General features: G+C 76.2%; 21 protein-coding genes. 17 read left to right on the forward strand and 4 right to left on the reverse strand.

Annotation, left to right across the window (positions count from 1 at the left end; all coding sequences use genetic code 11):
* Nucleotides 1-14 precede the first annotated feature (14 nt).
* From Cph01nite_RS16585 to Cph01nite_RS16595, 3 genes are all read right to left on the reverse strand, one after another.
* Entirely contained in the window at nt 15-737 is a 723-nt protein-coding gene (locus Cph01nite_RS16585) for a maleylpyruvate isomerase N-terminal domain-containing protein (protein WP_203675803.1), read from the reverse strand.
* A 68-nt stretch (nt 738-805) separates the two neighbouring features.
* Complete coding sequence (gene metX / locus Cph01nite_RS16590) at nt 806-2,116, reverse strand: homoserine O-acetyltransferase MetX (RefSeq protein ID WP_203675804.1); 1,311 nt, start codon at nt 2,114-2,116, stop codon at nt 806-808.
* A 38-nt stretch (nt 2,117-2,154) separates the two neighbouring features.
* Nucleotides 2,155-3,474 carry a bifunctional o-acetylhomoserine/o-acetylserine sulfhydrylase gene (locus Cph01nite_RS16595; RefSeq protein WP_203675805.1) on the reverse strand — a complete coding sequence of 440 codons (1,320 nt, stop codon included), beginning with the start codon at nt 3,472-3,474 and terminating at the stop codon, nt 2,155-2,157.
* A gap of 454 nt (nt 3,475-3,928) precedes the next feature.
* On the opposite strand from Cph01nite_RS16595, the gene Cph01nite_RS16600 reads away from it, so the two are divergent.
* The gene (locus tag Cph01nite_RS16600; RefSeq protein ID WP_239069326.1) at nt 3,929-5,452 is read left to right on the forward strand and encodes a C40 family peptidase; all 1,524 of its coding nucleotides are present in this window, start codon (nt 3,929-3,931) and stop codon (nt 5,450-5,452) included.
* Nucleotides 5,453-5,535: 83 nt separating this feature from the next.
* Here the strand turns inward: Cph01nite_RS16600 and Cph01nite_RS16605 are convergent, their stop codons facing one another.
* Complete coding sequence (locus Cph01nite_RS16605; protein WP_203675819.1) at nt 5,536-6,033, reverse strand: inorganic diphosphatase; 498 nt, start codon at nt 6,031-6,033, stop codon at nt 5,536-5,538.
* 150 nt (nt 6,034-6,183) lie between these two features.
* On the opposite strand from Cph01nite_RS16605, the gene dacB reads away from it, so the two are divergent.
* The 16 genes from dacB to Cph01nite_RS16685 form a co-directional block, all read left to right on the forward strand.
* The gene (gene dacB, locus Cph01nite_RS16610; protein ID WP_203675820.1) at nt 6,184-7,596 is read left to right on the forward strand and encodes a D-alanyl-D-alanine carboxypeptidase/D-alanyl-D-alanine endopeptidase; all 1,413 of its coding nucleotides are present in this window, start codon (nt 6,184-6,186) and stop codon (nt 7,594-7,596) included.
* Nucleotides 7,597-7,663: 67 nt separating this feature from the next.
* Complete coding sequence (locus tag Cph01nite_RS16615) at nt 7,664-8,752, forward strand: Rv3626c family coenzyme F420 biosynthesis-associated protein (RefSeq protein WP_203675806.1); 1,089 nt, start codon at nt 7,664-7,666, stop codon at nt 8,750-8,752.
* 10 nt (nt 8,753-8,762) lie between these two features.
* A complete protein-coding gene (gene tilS / locus Cph01nite_RS16620; RefSeq protein WP_203675807.1) occupies nt 8,763-9,881 on the forward strand; it encodes a tRNA lysidine(34) synthetase TilS in 1,119 nt (372 codons plus the stop codon).
* A 3-nt stretch (nt 9,882-9,884) separates the two neighbouring features.
* Entirely contained in the window at nt 9,885-10,439 is a 555-nt protein-coding gene (hpt, locus tag Cph01nite_RS16625) for a hypoxanthine phosphoribosyltransferase (protein WP_203675808.1), read from the forward strand.
* Between the two features lie 143 nt (nt 10,440-10,582).
* Nucleotides 10,583-12,631, forward strand: coding sequence for an ATP-dependent zinc metalloprotease FtsH (ftsH, locus tag Cph01nite_RS16630; protein ID WP_203675809.1), 2,049 nt, complete (start codon nt 10,583-10,585; stop codon nt 12,629-12,631).
* Nucleotide 12,632: 1 nt separating this feature from the next.
* Nucleotides 12,633-13,283, forward strand: coding sequence for a GTP cyclohydrolase I FolE (gene folE / locus Cph01nite_RS16635; protein ID WP_239069327.1), 651 nt, complete (start codon nt 12,633-12,635; stop codon nt 13,281-13,283).
* 106 nt (nt 13,284-13,389) lie between these two features.
* On the forward strand, nt 13,390-14,286 hold the full coding sequence (folP, locus tag Cph01nite_RS16640; protein ID WP_203675822.1) for a dihydropteroate synthase: 897 nt from the start codon (nt 13,390-13,392) through the stop codon (nt 14,284-14,286).
* Nucleotides 14,283-15,707, forward strand: a complete 1,425-nt coding sequence (gene folK / locus Cph01nite_RS16645; protein ID WP_203675810.1) for a 2-amino-4-hydroxy-6-hydroxymethyldihydropteridine diphosphokinase — start codon at nt 14,283-14,285, stop codon at nt 15,705-15,707. The genes folP and folK overlap by 4 nt, the downstream gene beginning before the upstream one ends.
* Entirely contained in the window at nt 15,704-16,198 is a 495-nt protein-coding gene (locus tag Cph01nite_RS16650) for a DUF3180 domain-containing protein (RefSeq protein WP_203675811.1), read from the forward strand. The genes folK and Cph01nite_RS16650 overlap by 4 nt, the downstream gene beginning before the upstream one ends.
* Nucleotides 16,199-16,294: 96 nt before the next feature.
* On the forward strand, nt 16,295-16,816 hold the full coding sequence (locus Cph01nite_RS16655) for a PH domain-containing protein (RefSeq protein ID WP_203675812.1): 522 nt from the start codon (nt 16,295-16,297) through the stop codon (nt 16,814-16,816).
* Complete coding sequence (locus Cph01nite_RS16660) at nt 16,813-18,456, forward strand: PH domain-containing protein (protein WP_203675813.1); 1,644 nt, start codon at nt 16,813-16,815, stop codon at nt 18,454-18,456. The genes Cph01nite_RS16655 and Cph01nite_RS16660 overlap by 4 nt, the downstream gene beginning before the upstream one ends.
* Nucleotides 18,453-19,499, forward strand: a complete 1,047-nt coding sequence (locus Cph01nite_RS16665; protein ID WP_203675814.1) for a Rossmann-like and DUF2520 domain-containing protein — start codon at nt 18,453-18,455, stop codon at nt 19,497-19,499. Before Cph01nite_RS16660 ends, Cph01nite_RS16665 begins: the two co-directional genes overlap by 4 nt.
* Nucleotides 19,496-20,470: a pantoate--beta-alanine ligase gene (panC, locus tag Cph01nite_RS16670; RefSeq protein ID WP_203675815.1), complete on the forward strand. Its 975-nt coding sequence runs from the start codon at nt 19,496-19,498 to the stop codon at nt 20,468-20,470. The genes Cph01nite_RS16665 and panC overlap by 4 nt, the downstream gene beginning before the upstream one ends.
* Nucleotides 20,467-20,937, forward strand: a complete 471-nt coding sequence (panD, locus tag Cph01nite_RS16675; protein ID WP_239069328.1) for an aspartate 1-decarboxylase — start codon at nt 20,467-20,469, stop codon at nt 20,935-20,937. The genes panC and panD overlap by 4 nt, the downstream gene beginning before the upstream one ends.
* Before the next feature lie 23 nt (nt 20,938-20,960).
* Nucleotides 20,961-22,679, forward strand: coding sequence for an L-aspartate oxidase (locus Cph01nite_RS16680; RefSeq protein WP_203675816.1), 1,719 nt, complete (start codon nt 20,961-20,963; stop codon nt 22,677-22,679).
* 158 nt (nt 22,680-22,837) lie between these two features.
* On the forward strand, nt 22,838-23,062 hold a 225-nt coding region (locus tag Cph01nite_RS16685; RefSeq protein WP_203675817.1), incomplete at its 3' end, for a hypothetical protein.

Raw genomic sequence — 23,062 nt, forward strand, 5'->3', positions numbered from 1 at the left:
GGGGGGGGGGGGGGCTAGAGGAGGGGGAGGGTGCGGCCCAGGTCGGGGACGGCGTCGGAGGTGTAGCGGGCGCGGAGGGCCAGGGCGAGCTCGTCGACGTCGTACGGGGCGCGGCCGGCGGCCAGGCGCACCCAGCGCCGGGCGTCGACCACCTCGAGGTCCCACCCGCCGCGGGCCCGGACGATCGCGAGCAGCTCGTCCGCGACGAGTGCGAGGGCGGTCGGGTCGACGGGGTCCGCGACCGCGTCGGCGCCGCGCGCACGCCGCACCGAGCGGTACAGGTCGTCGCCGTGCACCACCAGCTCGACGACCCTGGACACGGTCATCGTCGACAGGCGCACCGGTCCGCGTCGCGCCTGGACGACCGGGTCGCCCGGGCCGAGCGCGTCGAGGGTGGCGAACGCCGTGCGCGCCGACGCCGTCACGTACCCGACGGGGTCGGCGGCGTGCTCGGCGGCGAGGCGGCGCGTCGTCTCCGCGATGTCGGCCGACCGGCCCGCGTACGACCCGAGGTACTCGCCGAGCGACAGGGGAACGGTCCCCGCGGGGAGCGGGGTGCAGGCGGCGAGCGCGTCCATCGCGCGTCCGAGGTGGGCCCACAGCTCGACGATGCTCCAGCCCTCGAGCACGGACGTCTCGCGCCCCAGGCGGGGGTCGGCCATGAGGCCCACCCAGTCGTGCAGGCGGTCCCACTGGGCCCGCAGGGCGGCGGCGGCGGTCACGACGTCGACGGACATGCGCCCATGGTGCCGTGTCACCTGCGCCGGGGCGCGTCGTCGTCCACGGCCCGCGGCGGCCCGGGGCGTCAGCGCGGACGCGCCCGCTCGCGCAGGAAGTCCGCGACGTGCCGGCCGACCTGGTCCTCCTCGATGAGGAAGCCGTCGTGGCCGAACTCCGAGTGCACGTACCGGACCGGGCCGGCCCCCGGGATCGCGGAGGCCATGCGCTCCGACTGGGCCGGGGTGAACAGGCGGTCGCTGTCCACCGCGACGATCAGCGCACGCGCGGTGACCTGCGCGAGCGCGGCCTCCACACCCCCGCGGTCGCGCCCCAGGTCGTGCGTGATCATGGTGCGCGTCAGCGTGACGTAGCTGTTGGCGTCGAACCGCCGTGCCAGCTTGTCGCCGTGGTGGTCCAGGTACGACTGCACGGCGAACCGCCCGCCCTCGAGCGGGTCCTCCGCGCCCTGGGGGATCCGACCGAACCGGGTGTCGAGCTCCGCGGCGGACCGGTAGGTCTGGTGCGCGATCTGCCGGGCGATGCCCAGCCCGACGTGCGGCCCCTCGCCGTCGGGGACGTCGTAGTAGTCCCCGTCGCGGTACCGCGGGTCGGCCGTGACGGCGGCGAGCTGCGTGTGGAACCCGGCGATCTGGTCCCCCGACGTCTGGGCGCACGTCGCGATGGCCGCGATCGCGTCGACGCGGTCGGGTGCGGTGGCTGCCCACTCCAGGACGCGGTGCCCGCCCATGGACGCGCCGATGACCAGGGCCCACGCGTCGATGCCGAGCAGGTCGGCGAGCCGCACCTCGGCGGCGACCTGGTCGCGCACTGTCAGCAGCGGGAACCGGCTGCCCCACGGCTGCCCGTCGGGCGCGGTGGACGCCGGTCCCGTCGAGCCCTGGCAGCCGCCCAGCACGTTGGGTGCGACGACGAACCAGCGGTCGGTGTCGATGGGGGCGCCGGGCCCCACCATCGACTGCCACCAGCCGGGCGTCGGGTGCCCCGGGCCGGCGTCGCCCGTGACGTGCGAGTCGCCCGTGAGGGCGTGCAGGACGAGGACGGCGTTGCTGCCGTCCTCGTCGAGCTCGCCCCAGGTCTCGTAGGCGAGGCGCACGGTGGGCAGGCGACCGCCGGACTCGAGCTTGAGGGGCCCGAGGTCGGCGAACTGCCGGCGGCCGGGGTCGGCGCCGTCGCGCCACGCGGCCGTCGCGGGCACGGGCGGGCGCTGGGGGAGGGGACGGCGGCTGCCGAGCGTCGCCCCGCGGCGGGCGCGCCGCCCCAGGAGCGGGTCGGGCACGTCGAGCCCACCGGCCCCCGCACCGGGGCGCGCGCCGGGCACCGCAGGCCCCGGGGGCGTGCGGTCCGGTGCGTCGGTGCGGGGGTCGGGCTGGGTCATCGCGCGGGGCCTTCCGTCGGTGCTCGGGCAGCAGGGTCTCAGGCGTCCTTGGCCGCGCGGAAGCCGGCGTCCAGGTCGGCCAGGATGTCATCGATGTGCTCGATGCCGACGGCGAGGCGCACGAGGCCGGGTGTGACGCCGGACTGCAGCTGCTGCTCGGGGGTGAGCTGGCTGTGGGTCGTCGACGCGGGGTGGATGACCAGCGAGCGCACGTCGCCGATGTTCGCGACGTTCGAGTGCAGCTCGAGCGCGGACACGAACGCCTGACCGGCGGCCGCGCCCCCGTCCAGCTCGAACGCGAGCACCGCGCCGGCGCCGCGCGGCGCGTACTTGAGCTGGTTCGCGTGCCACGGGCTGGACTCCAGGCCCGCGTAGTGGACGGCGCGGACCTCGTCGCGCGCCTCGAGCCAGCGCGCGACCTTGCCGGCGTTCTCGACGTGCCGCTCGACGCGCAGGGACAGCGTCTCGATGCCCTGGGCGATGAGGAACGCGTTGAACGGGCTGATCGCCGCACCGAGGTCGCGCAGCAGCTGCACGCGGGCCTTGAGGATGTACGACAGGTTGACGCCGAAGGCGCCACCGACGCCCAGGTCCCGCGCGAAGACGAGGCCGTTGTACGACGGGTCGGGCGTGTTGTAGTTCGGGAACCTCTCGGGGTGCTGCGCGTAGTCGAACGTGCCGCCGTCGACGATCACGCCGCCGATCGCCGTGCCGTGCCCACCGAGGTACTTGGTGGCCGAGTGCACGACGACGTCGGCGCCCCACTGCAGCGGGTTGATGAGGTAGGGCGTGGCGATCGTGTTGTCGACGACCAGGGGGACGCCGTGCTCGTGGGCGACGCCCGCGACGAGCTCGATGTCGAGGACGTCGGACCGCGGGTTCGGGATCGTCTCGGCGAAGAAGAGCTTGGTGGTCGGGCGGACCGCGTCGCGCCACGCCTGCGCGTCGTGCGGGTCGGCGACGAACGTCGTCTCGATGCCGAACTTGGGCAGCGTGTGGTGCAGCAGGTTGTAGGTGCCGCCGTACAGGCTGGGGGACGCGACGACGTGGTCGCCGGCCTCGGCGACGTTGAGGATCGCGAGCGTCTCGGCCGCCTGGCCGGACGCGAGCAGCAGGGCGCCGACGCCGCCCTCGAGGCTCGCGATGCGGTTCTCCACGACCTCCTGGGTCGGGTTGCCGATGCGGGTGTAGATGGGCCCGAGCTCCTTGAGCGCGAACCGGTCGGCGGCCTGCTCGGCGGAGTCGAAGACGAAGGACGTCGTCTGGTAGATCGGCAGCGCGCGGGCGCCCGTGGTGGCGTCGGCGGTCTGGCCCGCGTGGACCTGGCGGGTCTCGAAGCTCCAGCTCTCGTTGCTCATGGTGTGCTCCTCGCCGGCGCTGCCGGTGGTCGGGGTGGGGGACTGCTCACCCGAGGAGCGCGCCGTCGACGCCCGCCCCGCGGGGGGTCAGGGGAAGCGCACGTGCGGTGCCCGGGCCTGGCCGGAGGGCGGACCGGCCGCGTCTCGACGGGGCGGGCAGCTCTCGGGCAGGACTGAACGTGCGCTGGTCAGCGACACATTCGACGGGACATAGGCCGAGAGTACGTCGCCCGTCCCACGCTTCGGCATCCTCGTCTCAGCATCAGAGACGGCAGTGATCGGTGTTCGGGCGCCCGGGTGGGCGCGGACGTGGCGCCGGCACCGGCTGCCGGCCCGCATCACCCGATCGGCCGAGGAGGTCTGTCCGGTTTGCTCCCGAACCACAACGATGTGACTTCTGGGACGTGTGTGACAGGTGTTCTCTTGTGGGAAACCCACAGGTAGCGTCCCGAGGGTGCATGACGCAGACGTGACGCCCGAGCCCCGCCCGACACCCCTCGCAGGGACCGGTGCGGCGTGCGCGCGTGCGGCGGGCCGGCCGCTGGTGCGACGGGTCTCCCGCCGTCTCGTCGTCCTGCCCGTCGGGCTCCTGACGCTCGGTCTGGTCGTGACGCCCGCCGCCGCCACACCGTCCACCGACGACGTGCGCGACGCGCGCGCCGCGGTCGGCCGGGCCCAGCAGTCGGTCGCGCAGATGGAGGTCCGGCTCGCCGAGCTCGCCTCGGCCGCCGAGTCCGCCGAGGTCGCGGTCCAGACCGCCGCGGAGTCGTACACCCAGGCCGTCGCCGACGCCGACACGGCCCGCGCCCGCGCGCAGGACGCCGCCGCCCGCTCGGCGGAGGCCGCCGAGCAGGCTGAGCAGGCGCGCCGCAAGCTCGTCGCGTTCGCCCGCCAGCTCGCCCGCACGGGCGGGTCCAGCGACATGCTGCAGGCGGCCCTGTCGGCCGACGGCTTCCAGGACGTCGCCCGGCGGACGACCGCCCTCAACCAGGCCACGGGCAAGGCCGACGAGGCCGTGCAGGAGTACCAGGCGACGCTGCTCGTCGCCGCGACGATGGAACGACGCTCCACCGACGCCGCGCAGGCCGCCGTCGACGCCGCCGACGCCGCGCAGGCCGCGCTCGCCGACGCGCAGCGCACCCAGTCCGACGCCGACGCGTCGCTCACCGCCGGGCAGGCGGAGCGTGACGGGCTCATCTCCGCCCTCGCCGCGGCGCGGCAGACCAGCGCCGAGGTCGAGCGGGCCCGGCAGGACGCCGTGGACGCCGAGCGCCGCGCCCGCGCCGAGGCGGCGGCCCGGACGGCCCGGGAGCAGGCGCCCGCACCGGGCGGTGCCCCCGCGGCCGGCGGGACGACGACCGCGCCGACCACCGGGGGGTCGACGGGAGGGGGCACCGGGGGCGTGGCCCCTCCGGCCAACCCGGCCCCCGCTCCGGCTCCGGCCCCCGCGCCCGCTCCGGCTCCAGCGCCCGCCCCGGCACCGGCCCCCGCTCCCGCTCCCGCTCCCGCTCCCGCCCCTGCACCCGCTCCTGCACCGGCTCCGGCCCCCGCTCCCGCCCCGGCCCCCGCTCCCGCCTACGGGCTGGGCACGGGGACGTCACGCGGCTCGGCAGCGTCCGGCTCCGCCGCCGCAGCCTGGGCGCAGACCAAGGTCGGCCTGCCGTACGTCTACGGCGGCTCGGGCCCCGACGGGTACGACTGCTCCGGGCTCACCAGCCAGGCGTGGCGCGCCGCCGGCGTGACCCTCAACCGCACGTCGCGCGACCAGTACAAGCAGGTGCTGAAGATCAGCTACGACCAGCTGCGCCCGGGCGACCTGGTGTTCTGGGCCTCCAACGTGAACGACCCCAACACGATCTACCACGTTGCGATGTGGGTCGGGAACGGCCAGATCATGGAGGCGTCCCGGCCCGGTGTGCCGCTGCGCGTCACGTCGATGCGCTGGTCGAGCACCATGCCGTACGCCGGGCGGCCCTGACGCCGCAGCGCCGCACGCGTGCGGCGGCGCCGGCAGCACGCGTGCCGCCGGCGCCGGGACCACGCCCCGCGGGGCGTGGCGCGTCAGTGCGTGTAGTAGCCCGAGTCGATCGCGCGCTGCCGCGAGCGCTCGATCTCCGCCTCGGCGTCGGCGCGTCCCACCCAGTGGGCGCCCTCGACGGACTTGCCGGGCTCGAGGTCCTTGTAGACCTCGAAGAAGTGCTGGATCTCCAGCCGGTGGAAGTCCGACACGTCGTCGATGTCCTGGCGCCACGCGGCGCGCTGGTCGCCTGTCGGGACGCACAGCACCTTGTCGTCACCCCCGGCCTCGTCGCGCATGCGGAACATGCCGAGCGCGCGGCAGCGGATCAGGCAGCCGGGGAACGTGGGCTCCTCCAGGAGCACCAGGGCGTCCAGGGGGTCGCCGTCCTCGCCGAGCGTGCCCTCGATGAACCCGTAGTCGTCGGGGTACCGGGTCGAGGTGAACAGCATCCGGTCGAGGCGGATGCGCCCCGTGGCGTGGTCCACCTCGTACTTGTTGCGCTGTCCCTTGGGGATCTCGATCGTGACGTCGAACTCCACTGTGCTTCCCTCCACGCGTCCCCGCCCGTCGGCGGTGGGGGTCGATCGGCCTGTGGGCGCGTCGTCATCCCTGGGCGCCGTTGTGACGGACAGTAGTCTGACGCACCGATGCGGCGGTACCGGAGCCGCGGTACGACGAGACGGGTGACGATGACCACAGCGGCACGGGTGGCGGGCGTGGGCACGCTCGTGGTGGTGCTCGCGGCCGGGGGCTACGCCACCGCCGACGCGTACGACGTGGTCCCCGGCATCGTGACCCTCGCGCCCCCGGTGCCCGACCCGCTGCCGTTCCCGACGGCGCCCGGTGCGGTCGAGCCGGGTGCGGCGCCCCGCGCGCTCGGCGACCTCGACGCGCAGGTCCCGCCGCCGGCGGCCGCCCCGCTGCAGGCGCTGGTCGACGGGCTCGTCGTCGACGCGCGGCTCGGTCCCAGCGTGGGCGTCACCGTCCTCGACCAGCTGACCGGCGAGGTGCTGGCCGCCCACCAGCCCGAGGCCGGACGCGTGCCCGCCTCGACGGCGAAGGTCCTCACGGGCGTCGCGGCGCTCACCGCGCTCGATCCCGACGCGACGCTCGCGACCCGGGTCGTGCGGGTCGACGCCGGCACGATCGCGCTCGTCGGCGGCGGCGACATGATGCTCGCCGCGGGCGCGGGCGACCCGGCCGCCACGCTGGGGCGCGCGGGGATGGCGGACCTCGCCGCCCGGACCGCCTCGGCCCTGGCGCTGCAGGGCGTCACCAGCGTGCGGCTCCTGGTCGACGACTCGCTCTTCTCCGGCCCCACGGTCAGCCCCGGCTGGCACCCCGCCAACGTGCAGGAGGGGTTCGTGGCGCCCGTCACCGCGCTCGCGGTCGACGTCGGCCGGCTGCGCGAGGGCGAGTACGCCCCGCGGTCGCCCGACCCGTCGCTGCAGGCCGCCCGCGTCTTCGCCCAGCGTCTGGGCGAGCTGGGCGTCGCCGTGCAGGGGGACCCTGCCCGGACGACGACCGCGGCCGACCTCGGCGAGCTCGCGCGCGTGGAGTCGGCGCCCGTGGTCGACGTCGTGCACTACTTCCTCGAGACGTCGGACAACTCGATCACCGAGGTGGTGTCCCGGCTCGTCGCGCTGGACGCCGGTCTGCCCCCCAGCTTCGACGGCGGCACGCAGGCCGTGCTGCGCCAGGTCGGCATGCTCGGCATCGACGTGGGCGGCGCCCAGCTCGCCGACGCGTCGGGCCTGGCCGCGGGGTCGTCCCTGTCGCCGGCGCTCCTGGCCGACGTCGTGCGGCTGACCACCGACCCGACGCACCCCGCGCTGCGCGACGTCGCGGTCGGCATGCCGGTCGCCGGGCTGTCGGGCACGCTGGCGGACCGGTTCACCAGGTCCGACGCCCGCGGGCTGGTCCGCGCCAAGACGGGCTCGCTGCCGCGCGTCACGTCGTTGGCGGGCACGGTCCTGGACACCCAGCGGCGACAGCTGGTGTTCGTCGTCATGGCGGACCAGACGCCCGAGGGCGGGCAGTGGGCGCCGCGGCAGGCGATCGACGGGTTCGTCGCGGCGCTGGCGGGCTGCGGCTGCCGCTGACGGCGTCCCGCCGGCCCTCGCCACCGCTCGACCGTCGCGCCCGCGCCCCGCGGGTTACCGTGAGCCGGTGCAGCCCACCGCCCCCGGCCCCGTCGACTGGCGCGCGGCCGCGCGGCTGGCCGGCCGTGTCGCCGCCCCCGGTCCCGTCGCCGACCGGGCGACCCTCGTCGATCTCGTCGCCGACCTGCGCGCGGCGGCTACCGTCGCCGCCCGGCACGTCGTCGGTGCGACCGGCATGACGCCGGCCGACGGACGCGACCCCGCCGCGATCTCGCGCGTCGTCGTCGTCGACCGTCCCCGGTGGGCCGCCGCGAACGCCGAGATGTTCGCCGTCATGGCCGCACCCCTGGCGACGCGCCGGGACGGCACCCCCGTCGAGGTGCCCGACGCGGCCCGGCTGGCCGCCGCGGCGCAGGTCGGCGGGGTCCTGGCGCTGCTGTCCGGCAAGGTGATCGGCCAGTACGACCCGTTCACCGCGGCGCCGGGCCAGCCCGGGCGCCTGCTGCTCGTGGCGCCCAACGTGCTGGCCACGCAGCGTCAGCTCGGCGTCGACGGGCGCGACTTCCGGCTGTGGGTCGCGCTGCACGAGCAGACGCACGCCCTGCAGTTCGCCGCCGCGCCGTGGCTCGCCGACCACCTGCGCGCACGCTCCGCGGAGCTGCTGGCCGACCTCGCCGACCTCGCCCCGGGCGCCGAGCACGAGCGTCCCGCCCTGCCGCGGTTGGACGACGTCCTGGGCGCCGTGGTGCGCGCCGTCACCGACGGCGACGGCGGGGTGCTGTCGTTGCTCACGGACCGGCAGCGGGAGGTCTTCGACGAGGTGGGCGCGGTGATGTCCCTGCTCGAGGGGCACGCCGACGTGATGATGGACGAGGTCGGCCCGACGGTGGTGCCGACCGTGCGCGCGATCCGCCGCGCCTTCGAGCGGCGCCGTGACGCCGCCGCCCACGCCAAGGGGCTGGACCGGCTCGTGCGCCGGCTGCTGGGGATGGACCTCAAGCTCGCGCAGTACCGGGACGGTGCGGCGTTCGTGCGTGCCGTGCGCGGCCGCGTGGGGCTCGACGGGCTCAACGCGGTGTGGAGCGGCCCGGACGCGCTGCCGACGGCGGCGGAGATCGGCGACCCGCCCGCGTGGGTGCGTCGCGTGCACGGATGACCGTGCCCGCGTGAGCGGTCCGGCGCCGGCGGTCGCGGCGGTGCGCGTGGCGGTGCGGCGCGCGCTGGCCGACGTGCCGCGGGGGTCCACGGTCCTCGTGGCGTGCTCGGGCGGCGCGGACTCCCTGGCGCTCGCCGCGGGCCTGGCGTGGGAGGCGCGGTCGGACGGGTCGTGGCGGGCCGGCGCGGTCGTCGTCGACCACGGCCTGCTGCCCGGCTCGCACGACGTGGCGCGTGACGCGGCGGCCACGTGTGCGGCGCTCGGGCTGGCGCCCGTGCGCGTCGTCCGGGTCGAGGTGGGGGCGGCCGGCGGGCCCGAGGCGGCGGCACGTGCGGCGCGGTACGCGGCGCTCGAGGCGGTCGCCGAGGAGCTCGACGCCGCCGCCGTGCTCCTGGGGCACACCCTCGACGACCAGGCCGAGACGGTGCTGCTGGCGCTGGCGCGGGGGTCGGGCGAGCGGTCGCTGGCGGGCATGCGGCCCGTGCGCGGGCGCCTGCGACGTCCCCTGCTGGCGCTGCGGCGCACCGACACCGAGGCCGCGTGCGCCGCGCAGGGCCTCGCGCCGTGGCACGACCCGGGCAACGGCCGCGGGCCGGTCGTCGCGGCGGGCGACCTGCCGCTGCGCAGCCGCGTCCGCAGCGAGGTGCTGCCGGTCCTGGAGGCCGTCCTGGGCCCCGGCGTCGCGCAGGCGCTCGCACGGACGGCCGACGCGCTGGCCGATGCCACCGAGGCTGTCGACGCCGCCGCCGCGGACCTCCTCGCGGCCGCCGCGCTGCCCGGGCCGGCGGGTGCGCCGCCGGCCGAGGTCGTGCTCGACGTGGTGCCGCTGGCCGCCGCCCCGGCCGCGGTGCGGCGGCGCGCCCTGCACGACGCGGCGGTGCGGTCCGGGTGCCCCGCGGGCGCGCTCGCGCGGGTGCAGGTGCTGGCCGTCGAGGCGCTCGTCACGGCGTGGCGCGGCCAGGGTCCGGTTCACCTGCCGGGCGGCCGGGTCGCGTCACGTGCGTGTGGCAGGCTCTACCTCGGCCTGCCCGGCGCGGTGGGCGACGGGGGCGACGCACGCCCGCACGCGCAGGGGACGCCTGGGCCACGGCCCGACGAGCACGACGACCAGCACGACGACCGGGAGTGAGCGGTGGACGCGGCGGACATGGGTGACGACCTCGAGCGGGTGCTGCTGAGCGAGGAGCAGCTCCACGCGCGTCTCGACGAGATGGCGGCGCAGATCGACGCCGACTACGCGGGCGAGCAGCTGCTGCTCGTCGGCGTGCTGAAGGGCGCCGTCATGGTGATGGCGGACCTGGCGCGGCGGCTGCGGGGCAACGTGGCGATGGACTGGATGGCGGTGTCGTCCTACGGCTCGGGCACCAAGTCGTCGGGCGTCGTGCGGATCCTCAAGGACCTGGACACGGACCTGACGGGCCGTCACGTGCTCATCGTCGAGGACATCATCGACTCGGGCCTGACCCTGTCGTGGCTGCTGTCGAACCTGCGCTCGCGCGGTCCGGCGTCGGTCGAGATCGCGACGATGCTGCGCAAGCCCGAGGCGGCGAAGGTCGAGGTGCCCGTGCGGTACGTCGGCTTCGACATCCCGACGGAGTTCGTGGTCGGGTACGGCCTGGACTACGACGAGCGCTTCCGCAACCTGCCGTTCGTCGGGACCCTCGCGCCGCACGTCTACCAGTCCTGAGAGCCCGCCGCGCGTCGACGGGACCTGCCGCGGTGCGACGTGTGCCCTGGGCGAACACCGGCCGGGGCCGACAGGTCCAGCGTGTACTTTCAGGGTCAGTGTCCCGTCGAGCGGAGGACTGAGGGGCCACGCCCCGATCGCCCATGAACGTCAAGCGTCTCTTCCGCGGCCCCTTCATCTGGGTCGCCCTCGCCGTCGCCCTGTCGCTGGCGGCCTTCGGCATGCTCCAGGCGCCGTCGGTCCAGCAGATCGACACGTCGGCCGGTCTCGAGCTGCTGGGGGAGGGCAAGGTCGAGCAGGTCCTCGTCACCGAGGGCACGCAGCGCGTCGACCTCACCCTGACCGAGGCGTACGACCCGGACCCCGACGAGAACGGCGACCTGGGCACCCAGGTCTACTTCTTCTACGTGACGCCCCAGGGCCCGCAGGTGGTCGACGCGATCACGGCGGCGGACCCGGCGCAGGGCTTCACGTCGAAGGTCCCGCAGCCGACGTGGTGGGGCAGCCTGCTGACGCTGGTCCTGCCGTTCATCATCATCCTGGGCCTGTTCTGGTTCCTCATGTCCAACATGCAGGGCGGCGGCTCGAAGGTCATGAGCTTCGGCAAGTCCAAGGCCAAGCTGGTGAGCAAGGAGACGCCCAAGGTCACGTTCGCCGACGTCGCGGGCGTCGACGAGGCGGTCGAGGAGCTGCAGGAGATCAAGGAGTTCCTCGCGGAGCCGGCCAAGTTCCAGGCCGTGGGCGCGAAGATCCCTAAGGGCGTGCTGCTGTACGGCCCTCCCGGGACGGGCAAGACGCTGCTGGCCCGCGCGGTCGCCGGCGAGGCGGGCGTGCCGTTCTACTCGATCTCCGGCTCGGACTTCGTCGAGATGTTCGTCGGCGTGGGCGCCAGCCGGGTGCGCGACCTGTTCCAGCAGGCCAAGGAGAACAGCCCGGCGATCATCTTCGTCGACGAGATCGACGCCGTCGGCCGGCACCGTGGCGCGGGCCTGGGCGGCGGTCACGACGAGCGCGAGCAGACGCTCAACCAGATGCTCGTCGAGATGGACGGGTTCGACGTCAAGACCAACGTCATCCTCATCGCGGCCACCAACCGCCCCGACATCCTCGACCCCGCGCTGCTGCGCCCGGGCCGCTTCGACCGGCAGGTCGCGGTGGAGCCGCCCGACCTCAAGGGCCGTGAGCGCATCCTCACGGTGCACTCCCAGGGCAAGCCGATGGCGCCGGGCGTCGACCTGGCCGTCGTCGCACGGCGCACGCCGGGCTTCAGCGGTGCGGACCTGGCCAACGTGCTCAACGAGGCGGCGCTGCTGACCGCCCGCCAGGGCGCGCAGGTCATCGACGACGCCGCGCTGGACGAGGCGATCGACCGCGTCATCGCCGGCCCGCAGAAGCGCACGCGCGTCATGAACGTCAAGGAGCTGAAGATCACCGCGTACCACGAGGGCGGTCACGCACTGGTGGCGGCGGCGCTGCGGTACACCGACCCCGTGACGAAGGTGACGATCCTGCCGCGCGGGCGTGCCCTGGGGTACACGATGGTCATGCCGATGGAGGACAAGTACTCCACGACGCGCAACGAGCTGCTCGACACGCTCGCGTACGCCATGGGCGGCCGGGTCGCCGAGGAGCTCGTGTTCCACGACCCGACCACGGGTGCGAGCAACGACATCGAGAAGGCGTCGTCGACGGCCCGCAAGATGGTCACGCAGTACGGCATGAGCGCCCGGCTCGGGGCGATCAAGCTGGGCGGCGAGTCGTCCGAGATGTTCCTCGGCCGCGACGTCGGCCACCAGCGCGACTACTCCGAGGAGATCGCGGGCGTCATCGACGTCGAGGTCCGCGAGCTCATCGAGCACGCGCACGACGAGGCGCGCGAGATCCTCGTCGAGTACCGCGACGTGCTCGACGCGCTCGTCCTGGAGCTCCTGGAGAAGGAGACGCTCAACCAGGAGCAGCTCGCCGAGATCTTCCGTCCCGTCGTCAAGCGGCCGCCGCGCGACGTCTGGATCTCGGGCGACGAGCGCACGGTCGACCGCGGGCCCGTCATGACCCCGGCCGAGACCTCCGCCCTCGACGGTCAGCCCGTGGTCCCGCAGGACGAGGCCGCCGCCGCGCGCGACGAGCACCCTGCCGGGGCCGTCGTGGAGCTGCCGCCCGAGGGAACGCCGACGACGGACGGGCCGCACTGACATGTCGGACGCGACGACCTCGCCCGGACCCGAGCCGGTGCCCTCGACGATTTCCCGGACGCGCGACGTCGGTGGCCGGGCCGTCGGCCCGTACGACGAGGAGCGCGCCGCGCGGGCCGTGCGCGAGCTGCTGGCCGCCGTCGGGGAGGACCCGGACCGCGAGGGCCTGCGCGAGACCCCGGCCCGTGTCGCGCGGGCGTACCGCGAGATCTTCGCCGGGCTGACGATGGACGCGCGCGACGTGCTCACCACGACCTTCGACCTCGGCCACGAGGAGATGGTGCTGGTCAAGGACATCGAGGTGTACTCGACGTGCGAGCACCACCTCGTGCCGTTCCACGGGGTCGCGCACGTCGGGTACATCCCCGGCGCGGACGGCCGCATCACGGGGCTGTCGAAGCTCGCGCGGCTGGTGGACGTGTACGCGCGCCGGCCGCAGGTGCAGGAGCGCCTGACGTCGCAGGTCGCCGACGCGCTCGTCGAGGTGCTGGACCCCAAGGGCGTGCTCGTCGTCGTCGAGTGCGAGCACCTGTGCATGTCGATGCGCGGGGTGCGCAAGCCGGGGTCACGCACCGTGACGTCGGCCGTGCGCGGGCAGATGCGGGACGTGGCGACCCGGGCCGAGGCCATGAGCCTGGTCGCGGGGCGCTGACGGGACCGACGTGGACACGCGGGTGGACGCGCGGGGTGCCGGCCGGGAGCGGCCGCGCCTGGCGGCGCTCCCCGTGGCCCTGCGCGTCCCCGCGCGCACGCTCGTCATGGGCGTCGTCAACGTCACGCCCGACTCGTTCTCCGACGGCGGGCGCTGGTTCGACGCCGACGCGGCGGTCGCGCGCGGTCTGCGGCTGCTCGACGAGGGCGCCGACCTGCTCGACGTCGGCGGCGAGTCGACCCGCCCGGGCGCCGGACGGGTCCCCGTCGCCGAGGAGCTCGCACGGGTGCTGCCGGTGGTGGAGCGTCTCACCGCCCACGGTGCGGTCGTCAGCGTGGACACGACGCGGGCGTCCGTCGCGGAGCAGGCGGTGGACCGGGGAGCGGTGCTCGTCAACGACGTGTCGGGGGGCATGGCGGACCCGGACATGGCGCCCGTCGTGGCGCGCACCGGCGCCGCCTACGTCGCGATGCACTGGCGCGGCCACGCCGACGTGATGGACGCCCACGACGTGTACGACGACGTCGTGGCCGACGTGCGCCGCGAGCTCGCGCAGCGGGTCGACGCGCTGCGCGCCGCCGGGGTGGACGACGGCCAGGTGGTGCTGGACCCCGGCCTCGGGTTCGCCAAGACGGGCGAGAGCAACTGGCCGCTGCTGGCGCGGCTGCCGCGGCTCGTCGCCGACGGCTACCCCGTGCTGGTCGGCGCCAGCCGCAAGCGGTTCCTCGGCCACCTCATGGCCGGTCCCGACGGCACGCCGGCGGCACCCGAGGCGCGTGACGACGCGACCGCAGCGGTGACGGCCCTGGCCGCGGCGGCGGGAGCCTGGGCCGTGCGGGTGCACGAGGTCGCGGCCTCGGTCGCCGCGGTCAGGGTCGCGGCCCGCTGGCGCGCGGCGCAGGACGACGCGACGGCAGGGCACGCGACGGCAGGGCACGCGACGGGACAGCACGTGACGGGACGGCGCGCGACGGAGCGGGCCGCACAGGGAGGAGCGCGGTGAACGTGCAGGACGACGTGCACGACGAGGGCGGGCGCCGGCTGGACCAGATCCGGCTCACGGGCATCAGCGCGACGGGGTACCACGGGGTGTTCGGCCACGAGCGCCGCGACGGGCAGACGTTCGTCGCCGACGTCGTGGTGCACATGGACACCCGGCGTGCCGCGGCGGGCGACGACCTGGCGCACACCGTCGACTACGGCGAGGTGGCGCAGCTGGTCGCTGCCGTGCTCGCCGGTGACCCGGTGGACCTCATCGAGACCGTCGCGGAGCGGATCGCGGCGACGGTGCTGGCGCGCCCGCACGTGCAGGCGGTGGACGTCGCGGTGCACAAGCCCCAGGCGCCCATCACGGTGCCCTTCGGCGACGTCGTGGTCTCGATCCGGCGCGACCGCACCAAGCTCCCGGCGGCCGAGCCCTACCGCCCGCCGACGGGCCAGGTGCGCCGCCCGACGGACGCGGGCGCGCGCCCGCGCACGGCACCGCTGCCGCTGACGGCCGATCCGGTGCTGCCCTCGCTCGGCGCGCCGCTCACGGCGGCGCCCCTCGCGGCCGCGTCCCCCGTGCCCGCGCCGCTCGGTCCCCCCGGGACGCCGCCGGTGGCCGGGCCCGCGTCCCCGCCGCAGGGGTCGCCCGCCGCCCCGGCGCCGGACGCCTCGCGGCTCGGCCACGACACGGGACCCGACGGCGCCGGTGCGGTCGTCGTCGGGCCGGCGCCCACGGGTGCCGTCCCCACGGGGGTGATGCCGGCCGTGACCGCCGCCGCGCCGGACGGCCCGCCGACCGAGCTCATGGCGCCGCTGCCCGATGTGGTCGAGGGCGAGATCGTCCTCGACGCGCTCGACGAGCCGCCGTCGCAGCCGGTGCGTGCCGTGCTCGCCCTGGGGGCCAACCTCGGGCCGGCCCAGGAGACGCTGCGGCAGGCCGTGGCCGACCTCGCCGCGACCCCCGGCCTGGAGGTCGTGGCGGTCTCGCCGCTGGCACGGACGGCCGCCGTGGGCCCCGAGCAGCCGGACTACCTCAACGCCGTCGTCCTGACGCGCACGACGCTGGCGGCACGGGAGCTGCTGCGCGCGGTGCACGCCGTCGAGCAGCGGCACGGGCGGGAGCGGCTGGAGCACTGGGGGCCGCGGACGCTCGACGTCGACATCGTCGTGTACGGCGAGACGCTCGCGGTGACCGACGACCTGGAGCTGCCGCACCCGCGGGCGCACGAGCGGGCGTTCGTGCTGCAGCCGTGGGCGCAGGTCGACCCCGACGCCCAGCTCCCGGGGCTGGGTGGTGGGCCCGTCGCGCAGCTCGCGGCGACGGCGCCCGACCGCGACGGTGTGCGCTGGATGGCCCTGGACTGGCTCACCGCCCCCGTGCCGGCGGCCAACCCGGAGCCGGACGGCGTGCCCTCGGGAGAGACGCACCTGCCGTGAGCGCGACCCGCGTCCGGACCCTCGTCCTCGTGGCGGCAGGCGTCGCCGTCGTCACGTGGTGGGTGATGCGCATGGTCGTCGGGCGCGGGGCCGCCACCCCGCCCGACGTCCCCTGGCTCGTCCTCGCCGTCGAGCTCGTCATCGCGGCCGTCGTGCTGTCCATGGGGTGGGCGGTGCGCCAGTACCAGCGGGGGCGGCGGCCGTTGCTGGACCCGGTCCGCGCCGCGCGCACGGCCGTGCTCGCGAAGGCGTCCTGCTACACCGGCGCGCTGCTGACGGGGTGGTACGGCGGCCAGGCCCTGTCGCTGCTGACGGACGCCGACGTGCCCGGCAGCACGACGCGGGCGGCGGCTGCGGGGCTCGCCGTGCTCGGCGCGGTGGCGCTGGCGGTCGCCGGGCTGGTCGTCGAGCACTGGTGCCGGATCCCGCCGCCGGACGCGGACCCGCCGGGCCTGCCGCGGGCGGTCGACCTCGACCCGTCGGCCGGCTGACCCGCCGCCGCACACCCGCGACCGCCCTGGTCCGCCGGGATGCGGATCGTCCGTGGGGCGGACCCGCAGGGTGCCACGGTGCGCGAGGATGGAGCCATGACCACGAGCCCCGAGGCGCACGACCCGGCGATCGACGCCGACCCGTTCGACCTGCACGACGTCGCGTGGACGGCGGTGTCCCCGCGGCTGGCCACGGCGCGGCTCCTGGTCCTGGGGATCTGGGCGGTCGTGCTCCTGGGCCCGACGGTCGCGCTGGCCGCGGTCGTCGGCGCGGCCTGGCTGTGGGCCGTCCCGGCGGTCCTCGCGGTGCTGCTCCTGTGGGCGGGCCTGCTGGTGCGCCGGCAGGTGCGCGCCCTGCGCTACGCCGAGCGCGCGGACGACCTGCTGATCCGCCGCGGCATCCTGCTGCGCTCGCTGGTCGTGGTGCCCTACGGGCGCATGCAGTACGTCGACGTGAGCTCGGGCCCGCTGGCCCGTCGGTTCGGCATCGCGACCGTGCAGCTGCACACCGCGGCGCCCGGCACCGACGCGACGATCCCGGGGCTGCCGCCGGCCGAGGCGGCGCGCCTGCGCGACCGGCTCGCGTCGCGCGGTGAGGCCCGGCTGGCGGGGCTGTGAGCACCGCGCTGCACCCCGTCCCGGAGTCCGCGGGCGAGGAGGACTACGACTGGCGGCGCCTGCACCCGGTGACCCCGGCCCTGCGCGGGTGGAAGGTGCTGGTCGCGTTCGTGGCGGTCATCGGCTTCCAGATGTCCGAGATGCTGCGGGACGTCGCCGAGGCCCTCGGGCCCGGACGTGCGTGGCTCGTGGTGCTCGGTGCCGTGCTGGTCGTCGGCGTCGTCGGGTTCGTGTACTCCGCCCTGGCGTGGCGGGTCATGCGGTACGCGGTGACGGACGGCGCGGTGCACCTGCGCACGGGCCTGGTCTTCCGGCAGCAGCGTCAGGCGCGGCTGGACCGGCTGCAGGCCGTCGACGTGGTGCAGCCGCTGCTCGCGCGGCTCCTGGGGCTCGCCCAGCTCAACCTCGAGGTCGCGGGCGGTGCCGGCTCCGCCGTCCAGCTCGCGTTCCTGCGGGAGTCGGAGGCGACCGCGCTGCGGGCGCAGATCCTCGCGCTGGCGGCCGGCGTCGGCCCGCTGCCGGCGGCCACCGGGCCCGCGGCCTCGCAGGACCCGGCGTCGCAGGCCGCGGTGCCGCCGGACGGCGTGCCACCGGCCGGTGCACCGCACGCCGGGCAGGTGCCCCCCGGGGGTGCAGCACCGGTGTACGCGGCCGCGCCGGAGCGGCAGGTGTACGAGCTGCCGATGTCGCGGCTCATCGGGTCGATCGTGCGCTCGGTCCCGCCGTGGTTCCTCGTCGTCGCCGCCGTCGCGGCCGTCGGCGGCAGCATCGCGCTGGGCGACGTCGGCGGCATGTTCGTGCTGGTCCCGGCTGCCCTGGGCGCCGGTGGGTACGTCTGGGGCCGCATCAACACCGGGGCGACGTTCCGCGCCGCGGCGTCGCCCGACGGGATCCGGCTGCGGCACGGCCTGACGGAGACGCGCACGCAGACCGTGCCGCCCGGCCGGGTGCAGGCCGTGCGGCTGTCCCAGGGACCGCTGTGGCGGGGCGCCGACTGGTGGAAGGTCGAGATCAACGTCGCGGGCTACGGCGGCGCGGCCGACGCGCAGGCGGGCTCCGTCCTGCACCCCGTCGCGACGCGCGCCGAGGCCGCCGTCGCGCTGTGGCTCGTGCTGCCGGACCTGGGCGTCGACGACCCGCTGGCGGCGCTCGACGCCGCGCTGGCCGGGGTGGACACCGACGGCGGCTTCACCCCGGCGCCGGCCCGCGCCCGCTGGGTCGACCCGCTGACGCGGCGCCGGCACGGGGTGCTGGTGACCCGCACGGCCCTGATCATGCGGTCCGGTCGGTGGTGGCGCAGCGTCGTCGTCGTGCCGCACGAGCGCACGCAGAGCATCGCCCTGGAGCAGGGCCCGCTGCAGCGGCGCCTGGGCCTCGCGTCGTTCGTCACGCACTCGACGCCCGGGCCCGTCGCGCCGCGCGTCGAGCACCTCGACCAGCACGTCGCCGCGGCGCTCCTGGAGGAGCAGGCGCGTCGCGCCCGCGAGGCGCGCGCCGTGGCCGGCCCGGAGCTGTGGATGCGGGCCGCCGCGGCGGAGATCGGCGCGTCGGGCGAGGTGACGGGCGCCGAGCCGCCGCACGCGCAGGCCGCGCCCGGCGAGCCCCACGTGCAGGCCGCGCCCGGCGAGCCGCGGGCGTGAGCGCGGACCCGGCGACCCGTCCCGGGCGGCTGGGGGTCGGCGTCGTCGGCGCCGGTCGCGTCGGCGTCGTCCTCGGCAGCGCCCTGCGGGGCGCCGGGCACCCCGTGGTCGGCGCGTCCGCGGTCTCGCGGGCCTCCCGCGAGCGCGCGGCCGTGCTCCTGCCGGGGGTGCCGGTGCTCGAGGTCCCGGAGGTCGTGCGGCGCGCGGAGCTGGTGCTGCTCGCCGTCCCCGACGACGCCCTGGCGGACCTGGTGCGCGGCCTGGCGGACACCGGGGCGTGGCAGGCGGGCCAGATCGTCGCGCACACCTCGGGCCGCTTCGGCACCGCGGTCCTGGCGCCGGCCCGCGCGGCCGGGGTGATCCCGCTCGCGCTGCACCCCGCGATGACGTTCACCGGGACGTCGCTGGACCTCGCGCGGCTCGTGGGGTGCGCGTTCGCGGTGACCGCGCCCCCTCCCGTGCTGCCGATCGGCCAGGCGCTCGTCGTCGAGATCGGCGGCGAGCCCGTGGTCGTCGGGGAGGACGCGCGCCCGCTCTACCACGCGGGTCTCGCACACGGGGCGAACCACCTGGTCGTGCTCGTCGCCCAGGCGGCGCAGGCGTTGCGGGCCTCCGGCGTGGACGAGCCGGGGCGGGTGCTGCGGCCGCTGCTGGAGGCGGCGCTCGACGGTGCGCTGCGCGCCGAGGACGCCGCCGGCGAGGGCGGCGCGGGGGCGATCGCGGCGCTGACGGGGCCCGTGCGGCGCGGCGACGCGGGCACGGTCGCCGACCACGTCGCGGTGCTCGCGGCGCTCGGCGCGACCAGCGGTGCGGTCGACGTGCCGACGGGATACGGTGCCCTGTCGCGCGCGGCGGCGGCGCGTGCGCTGAGCGCCGGGCTCATCGGTGCGGACGCCGCGCAGCACGTGCTCGACGCACTGGCGGGCATCAGCACGCCCCCGCCGGTGTTGCAGGAGGAGGACCACGGATCGCCGTCGGCCGGGGACCCCGGGCCGCACGGCCCGCCCGACGACGGCGCCACCCCGCCGCAGGAGGACGCATGAGCACGCCCCACCCCGCGCTGGTGCGCGACCGCGACGCCCTGGCCGCGGCGCTCGCCGCGCAGGACGCCACGACGCTGCCCCGCCCGGAGGCCGACACCGCGCGCCGTCCGTACCGCCGCGCCGTCGTCATGACGATGGGTGCGCTGCACGCGGGCCACCTGGCGCTCGTGGAGCACGCGCGCTCGCTGGCCGACGTCGTCGTCGTGACGATCTTCGTCAACCCGCTGCAGTTCGGGCCCACGGAGGACCTCGCGCGGTACCCGCGCGACCTCGAGGGCGACCTCGCGCTGCTCTCGGGCCCGGGCCTGCTGCGCCCGCAGGACGTGGTGTTCGCGCCGACGGTCGACGTGGTGTACCCCGACGGCGACCCGACGGTGCGGGTGGGAGCGGGCCGGGTGGGTGACGTCCTCGAGGGCGCGTCGCGGCCCGGGCACCTCGACGGCGTGCTGACGGTGGTGCTCAAGCTGATGCACCTGACGCGTCCGGACGTGGCGGTCTTCGGGCAGAAGGACGCGCAGCAGGTCGTGGCCGTGCGGCGGATGGTCCGTGACCTCGACGTGCCCGTCGAGGTCGCGGTGCACGCCACCGTGCGCGAGACGGACGGGCTGGCGCTGTCGAGCCGCAACGCCTACCTCACCCCCGACCAGCGCGAGCGCGCGCTCGGCCTGGCGGCGGCGCTCGACGCGGGGCGCCGGGTCGCCGACGCGGGCCGGGGACCCGACGCGGTCGTCGCCGCGACGCGGGCGGTCCTCGACGAGCGGCTGTCCGACGACGACGCGGTGGACTACGTCGCGCTGGTGGACGCGCGCACGTTCGCCCCGGCCGGTGCCGGCACGTCCGACGCCGTCCTGCTCCTCGCGGCGCGCGTGGGCGCGACCCGGCTCATCGACAACGCGCCGCTGACCCTGCGCGGCGCGGGCGCGGGCGCCGCGACCGCCACGACCGACCGGACCGACGGGGGTGCCGCGTGACGACGCTGCAGCGCACGATGATGACCGGCAAGGTGCACCGCGCCACGGTCACGGCGGCCGACCTGCACTACGTCGGCTCGATCACGATCGACGCGGAGCTGCTCGCGGCGGCCGACGTGCTGCCGGGCCAGCAGGTCGACGTCGTCGACGTCACCAACGGTGCCCGCCTCACGACGTACGCGATCGCCGGCGACCCCGGCAGCGGGCAGGTGTGCGTCAACGGCGCCGCGGCCCACCTGGTCCACCCGGGTGACGTCGTCATCGTCATCGCCTACGGCACGATGTCGGACGCGGAGGCGCGGACCTACACGCCGCACGTGGTCCTGGTCGACGCGGACAACCGCGTCGTCGACCGTGGTGACGACCCGGGGCAGGTGCCCGAGGAGTGGACCGAGCGCTCGGGCCTCGTCGCGTCGGGGCTGCCGCTGGCGCGTGGCCGCGAGGCGGTCGACGGCGCGTCGTCGTGATGCTCGCGCGCTAGGGTCCGTCCGTGCTCGTGACGCCCGACCTGCCGTCCGTCCGCCTCGCCACCCGCCTCGCGGCGCCGGAGCCGGGGTGGACGGTGCACGCCGACGCGGTCGTGGTCGGCTCGGGCATCGCGGGCCTGACGGCGGCGCTCGAGCTGCGCACCCGGGTGCGGCGGGTGCTGCTGGTGACCAAGGGCGTGCTGTCGTCGGGCTCGACGGTCTGGGCGCAGGGCGGCATCGCCGCCGCGCTGGACCCGGGCGACTCCCCGGCGGCGCACCTGCACGACACGCTGGCCGCCGGCGGGGGCCTGTGCGACCCGCGCGCGGTGGAGACGCTGGTCACCGAGGGGCCGCGCCGCGTGCGCGAGCTGGTCGCGCGCGGCGCCGTCTTCGACACCACGCCGGACGGTGCGATCAGCCTCACGCGGGAGGGCGGTCACCTCACGGACCGGATCGCGCACGCCGGCGGCGACGCGACGGGGGCGGAGATCTCCCGGGCGCTGGTGGCGCAGATCGAGGCGGTGCGCGACGACCCGGGGATCGAGGTCATCGAGCACGCGCTGGTGCTCGACGTGCTCACGGGCGCCGCCGGCCCCGACGGGACGCCCGGTGCCGTGGCGGGCGTGACGCTGCACGTCATCGGTGAGGGCTCGCGGGACGGCGTCGGTGCCGCGCTGGCCCCGGCGGTGGTGCTGGCGACCGGCGGCATCGGCCAGGTCTACCGCTCGTCGACCAACCCGGCGCAGGCGACGGGCGACGGCATCGCGGCGGCGCTGCGGGCCGGCGCGCTGCTGGGCGACCTGGAGTTCGTGCAGTTCCACCCGACCGTGCTGTGGCTGGGCACGGGGGTGAAGGGGCAGCTGACGCTGGTGAGCGAGGCCGTGCGTGGCGAAGGCGCGCTGCTGCTCGACACGGACGGCGTGCGGTTCATGCCGGACGAGCACCCCCTGGCGGAGCTGGCGCCGCGGGACGTCGTCGCGCACGCGATCGTGCGGCGCACGGCCGCGACGGGCTCGGACCACGTGTGGCTGGACGCACGCCACCTGGGCGGCGAGTTCTTCGCCCGGCGCTTCCCGACGATCCACGAGCGGCTCGCGGAGCACGGCATCGACCCGGCCACCGACCTGGTGCCGGTGGCCCCCGCGCAGCACTACCACTCGGGGGGCGTGGTGACGGACCTGGACGGGCGCTCGTCGCTCACGGGCCTGTACGCGGTGGGGGAGGTCGCGTGCACCGGCGTGCACGGGGCCAACCGGCTGGCGTCGAACTCGCTGCTGGAGGGCCTGGTGTTCGCGCACCGCGCGGCGCGGGACGTCGCGGGGCGGGTCGAGGGCGGGTTCCTGCCGCGTGTCGAGCCGTGCCCGCGCTCCGGTCCGGACGCGCTGGTGGCGGCGGCCTCGCGGGCCCGGGTGCAGCGCGCGGCGACCGACGGCCCGGGGGTGCTGCGCTCGGCCGAGGGGCTGCGTCGGGCGCTGGCGACGCTGGCGGCGATCCCGACGGACGCGCAGCAGCGCCGCGACGACGGCCGCCCGCTGGGGGTGCCGCAGCTCGCGGAGTGGGAGACCACCAACGTGCACCAGGTCGCGACGGTGCTCGCGCTCGCCGCGCTGGTGCGCGAGGAGTCCCGTGGCGGGCACGCGCGGTCCGACTTCGCGCGGACGGTGGACGCGTGGCGTGCGCGCGTCGGGGTGAAATCGGGAACGGACGGATCGGTCGAGATCGGACCGCGGCCTGTCGGATAGTCCGATGACCACGCTCCCAGCATCGAAAGTTTCAGAAGTGATCGGATGACTCGCTGCGCCTGAACGGGTGACCAGTACTGCGCTCACCTGCGGGAACGCCCACACTGGACCCCTTGACCCTGTCCTCGGGGGTCGCCATGTTGCGCAAGGGAGCGTTCATGCATGCGAAGCGTCGCCGGAAGGCGTCCGAAACTATCGGGGTCGGAGCGGCCGTCCTGGCGCTCGTCGCCGCCCCCATGGTCGGGACCACGTTGTCGTCGGCGAGCGCGGTCGCGCCGCCCGCCGTCGTCCTGGCGGCGACCTTCGACGACGGCACGCTGGGTGTGCTGCAGCAGAGCGGCAACCCGACGTACGGCTACGTCGACGAGGGTGCCGGCAAGGCG

Origin of the sequence: Cellulomonas phragmiteti, assembly GCF_016862775.1 — a bacterium.
Lineage (GTDB): Bacteria > Actinomycetota > Actinomycetes > Actinomycetales > Cellulomonadaceae > Cellulomonas > Cellulomonas phragmiteti.

Coding starts and splice junctions, on each gene's coding strand:
- Cph01nite_RS16655 (WP_203675812.1), top strand. CDS start 16,295: ATGACCACGAGCCCCGAGGCGCACGACCCGGCGATCGACGCCGACCCG.
- Cph01nite_RS16595 (WP_203675805.1), bottom strand. CDS start 3,474: ATGAGCAACGAGAGCTGGAGCTTCGAGACCCGCCAGGTCCACGCGGGC.
- metX (WP_203675804.1), bottom strand. CDS start 2,116: ATGACCCAGCCCGACCCCCGCACCGACGCACCGGACCGCACGCCCCCG.
- folP (WP_203675822.1), top strand. CDS start 13,390: ATGGGCGTCGTCAACGTCACGCCCGACTCGTTCTCCGACGGCGGGCGC.
- panC (WP_203675815.1), top strand. CDS start 19,496: ATGAGCACGCCCCACCCCGCGCTGGTGCGCGACCGCGACGCCCTGGCC.
- dacB (WP_203675820.1), top strand. CDS start 6,184: ATGACCACAGCGGCACGGGTGGCGGGCGTGGGCACGCTCGTGGTGGTG.
- folE (WP_239069327.1), top strand. CDS start 12,633: ATGTCGGACGCGACGACCTCGCCCGGACCCGAGCCGGTGCCCTCGACG.
- ftsH (WP_203675809.1), top strand. CDS start 10,583: ATGAACGTCAAGCGTCTCTTCCGCGGCCCCTTCATCTGGGTCGCCCTC.
- Cph01nite_RS16585 (WP_203675803.1), bottom strand. CDS start 737: ATGTCCGTCGACGTCGTGACCGCCGCCGCCGCCCTGCGGGCCCAGTGG.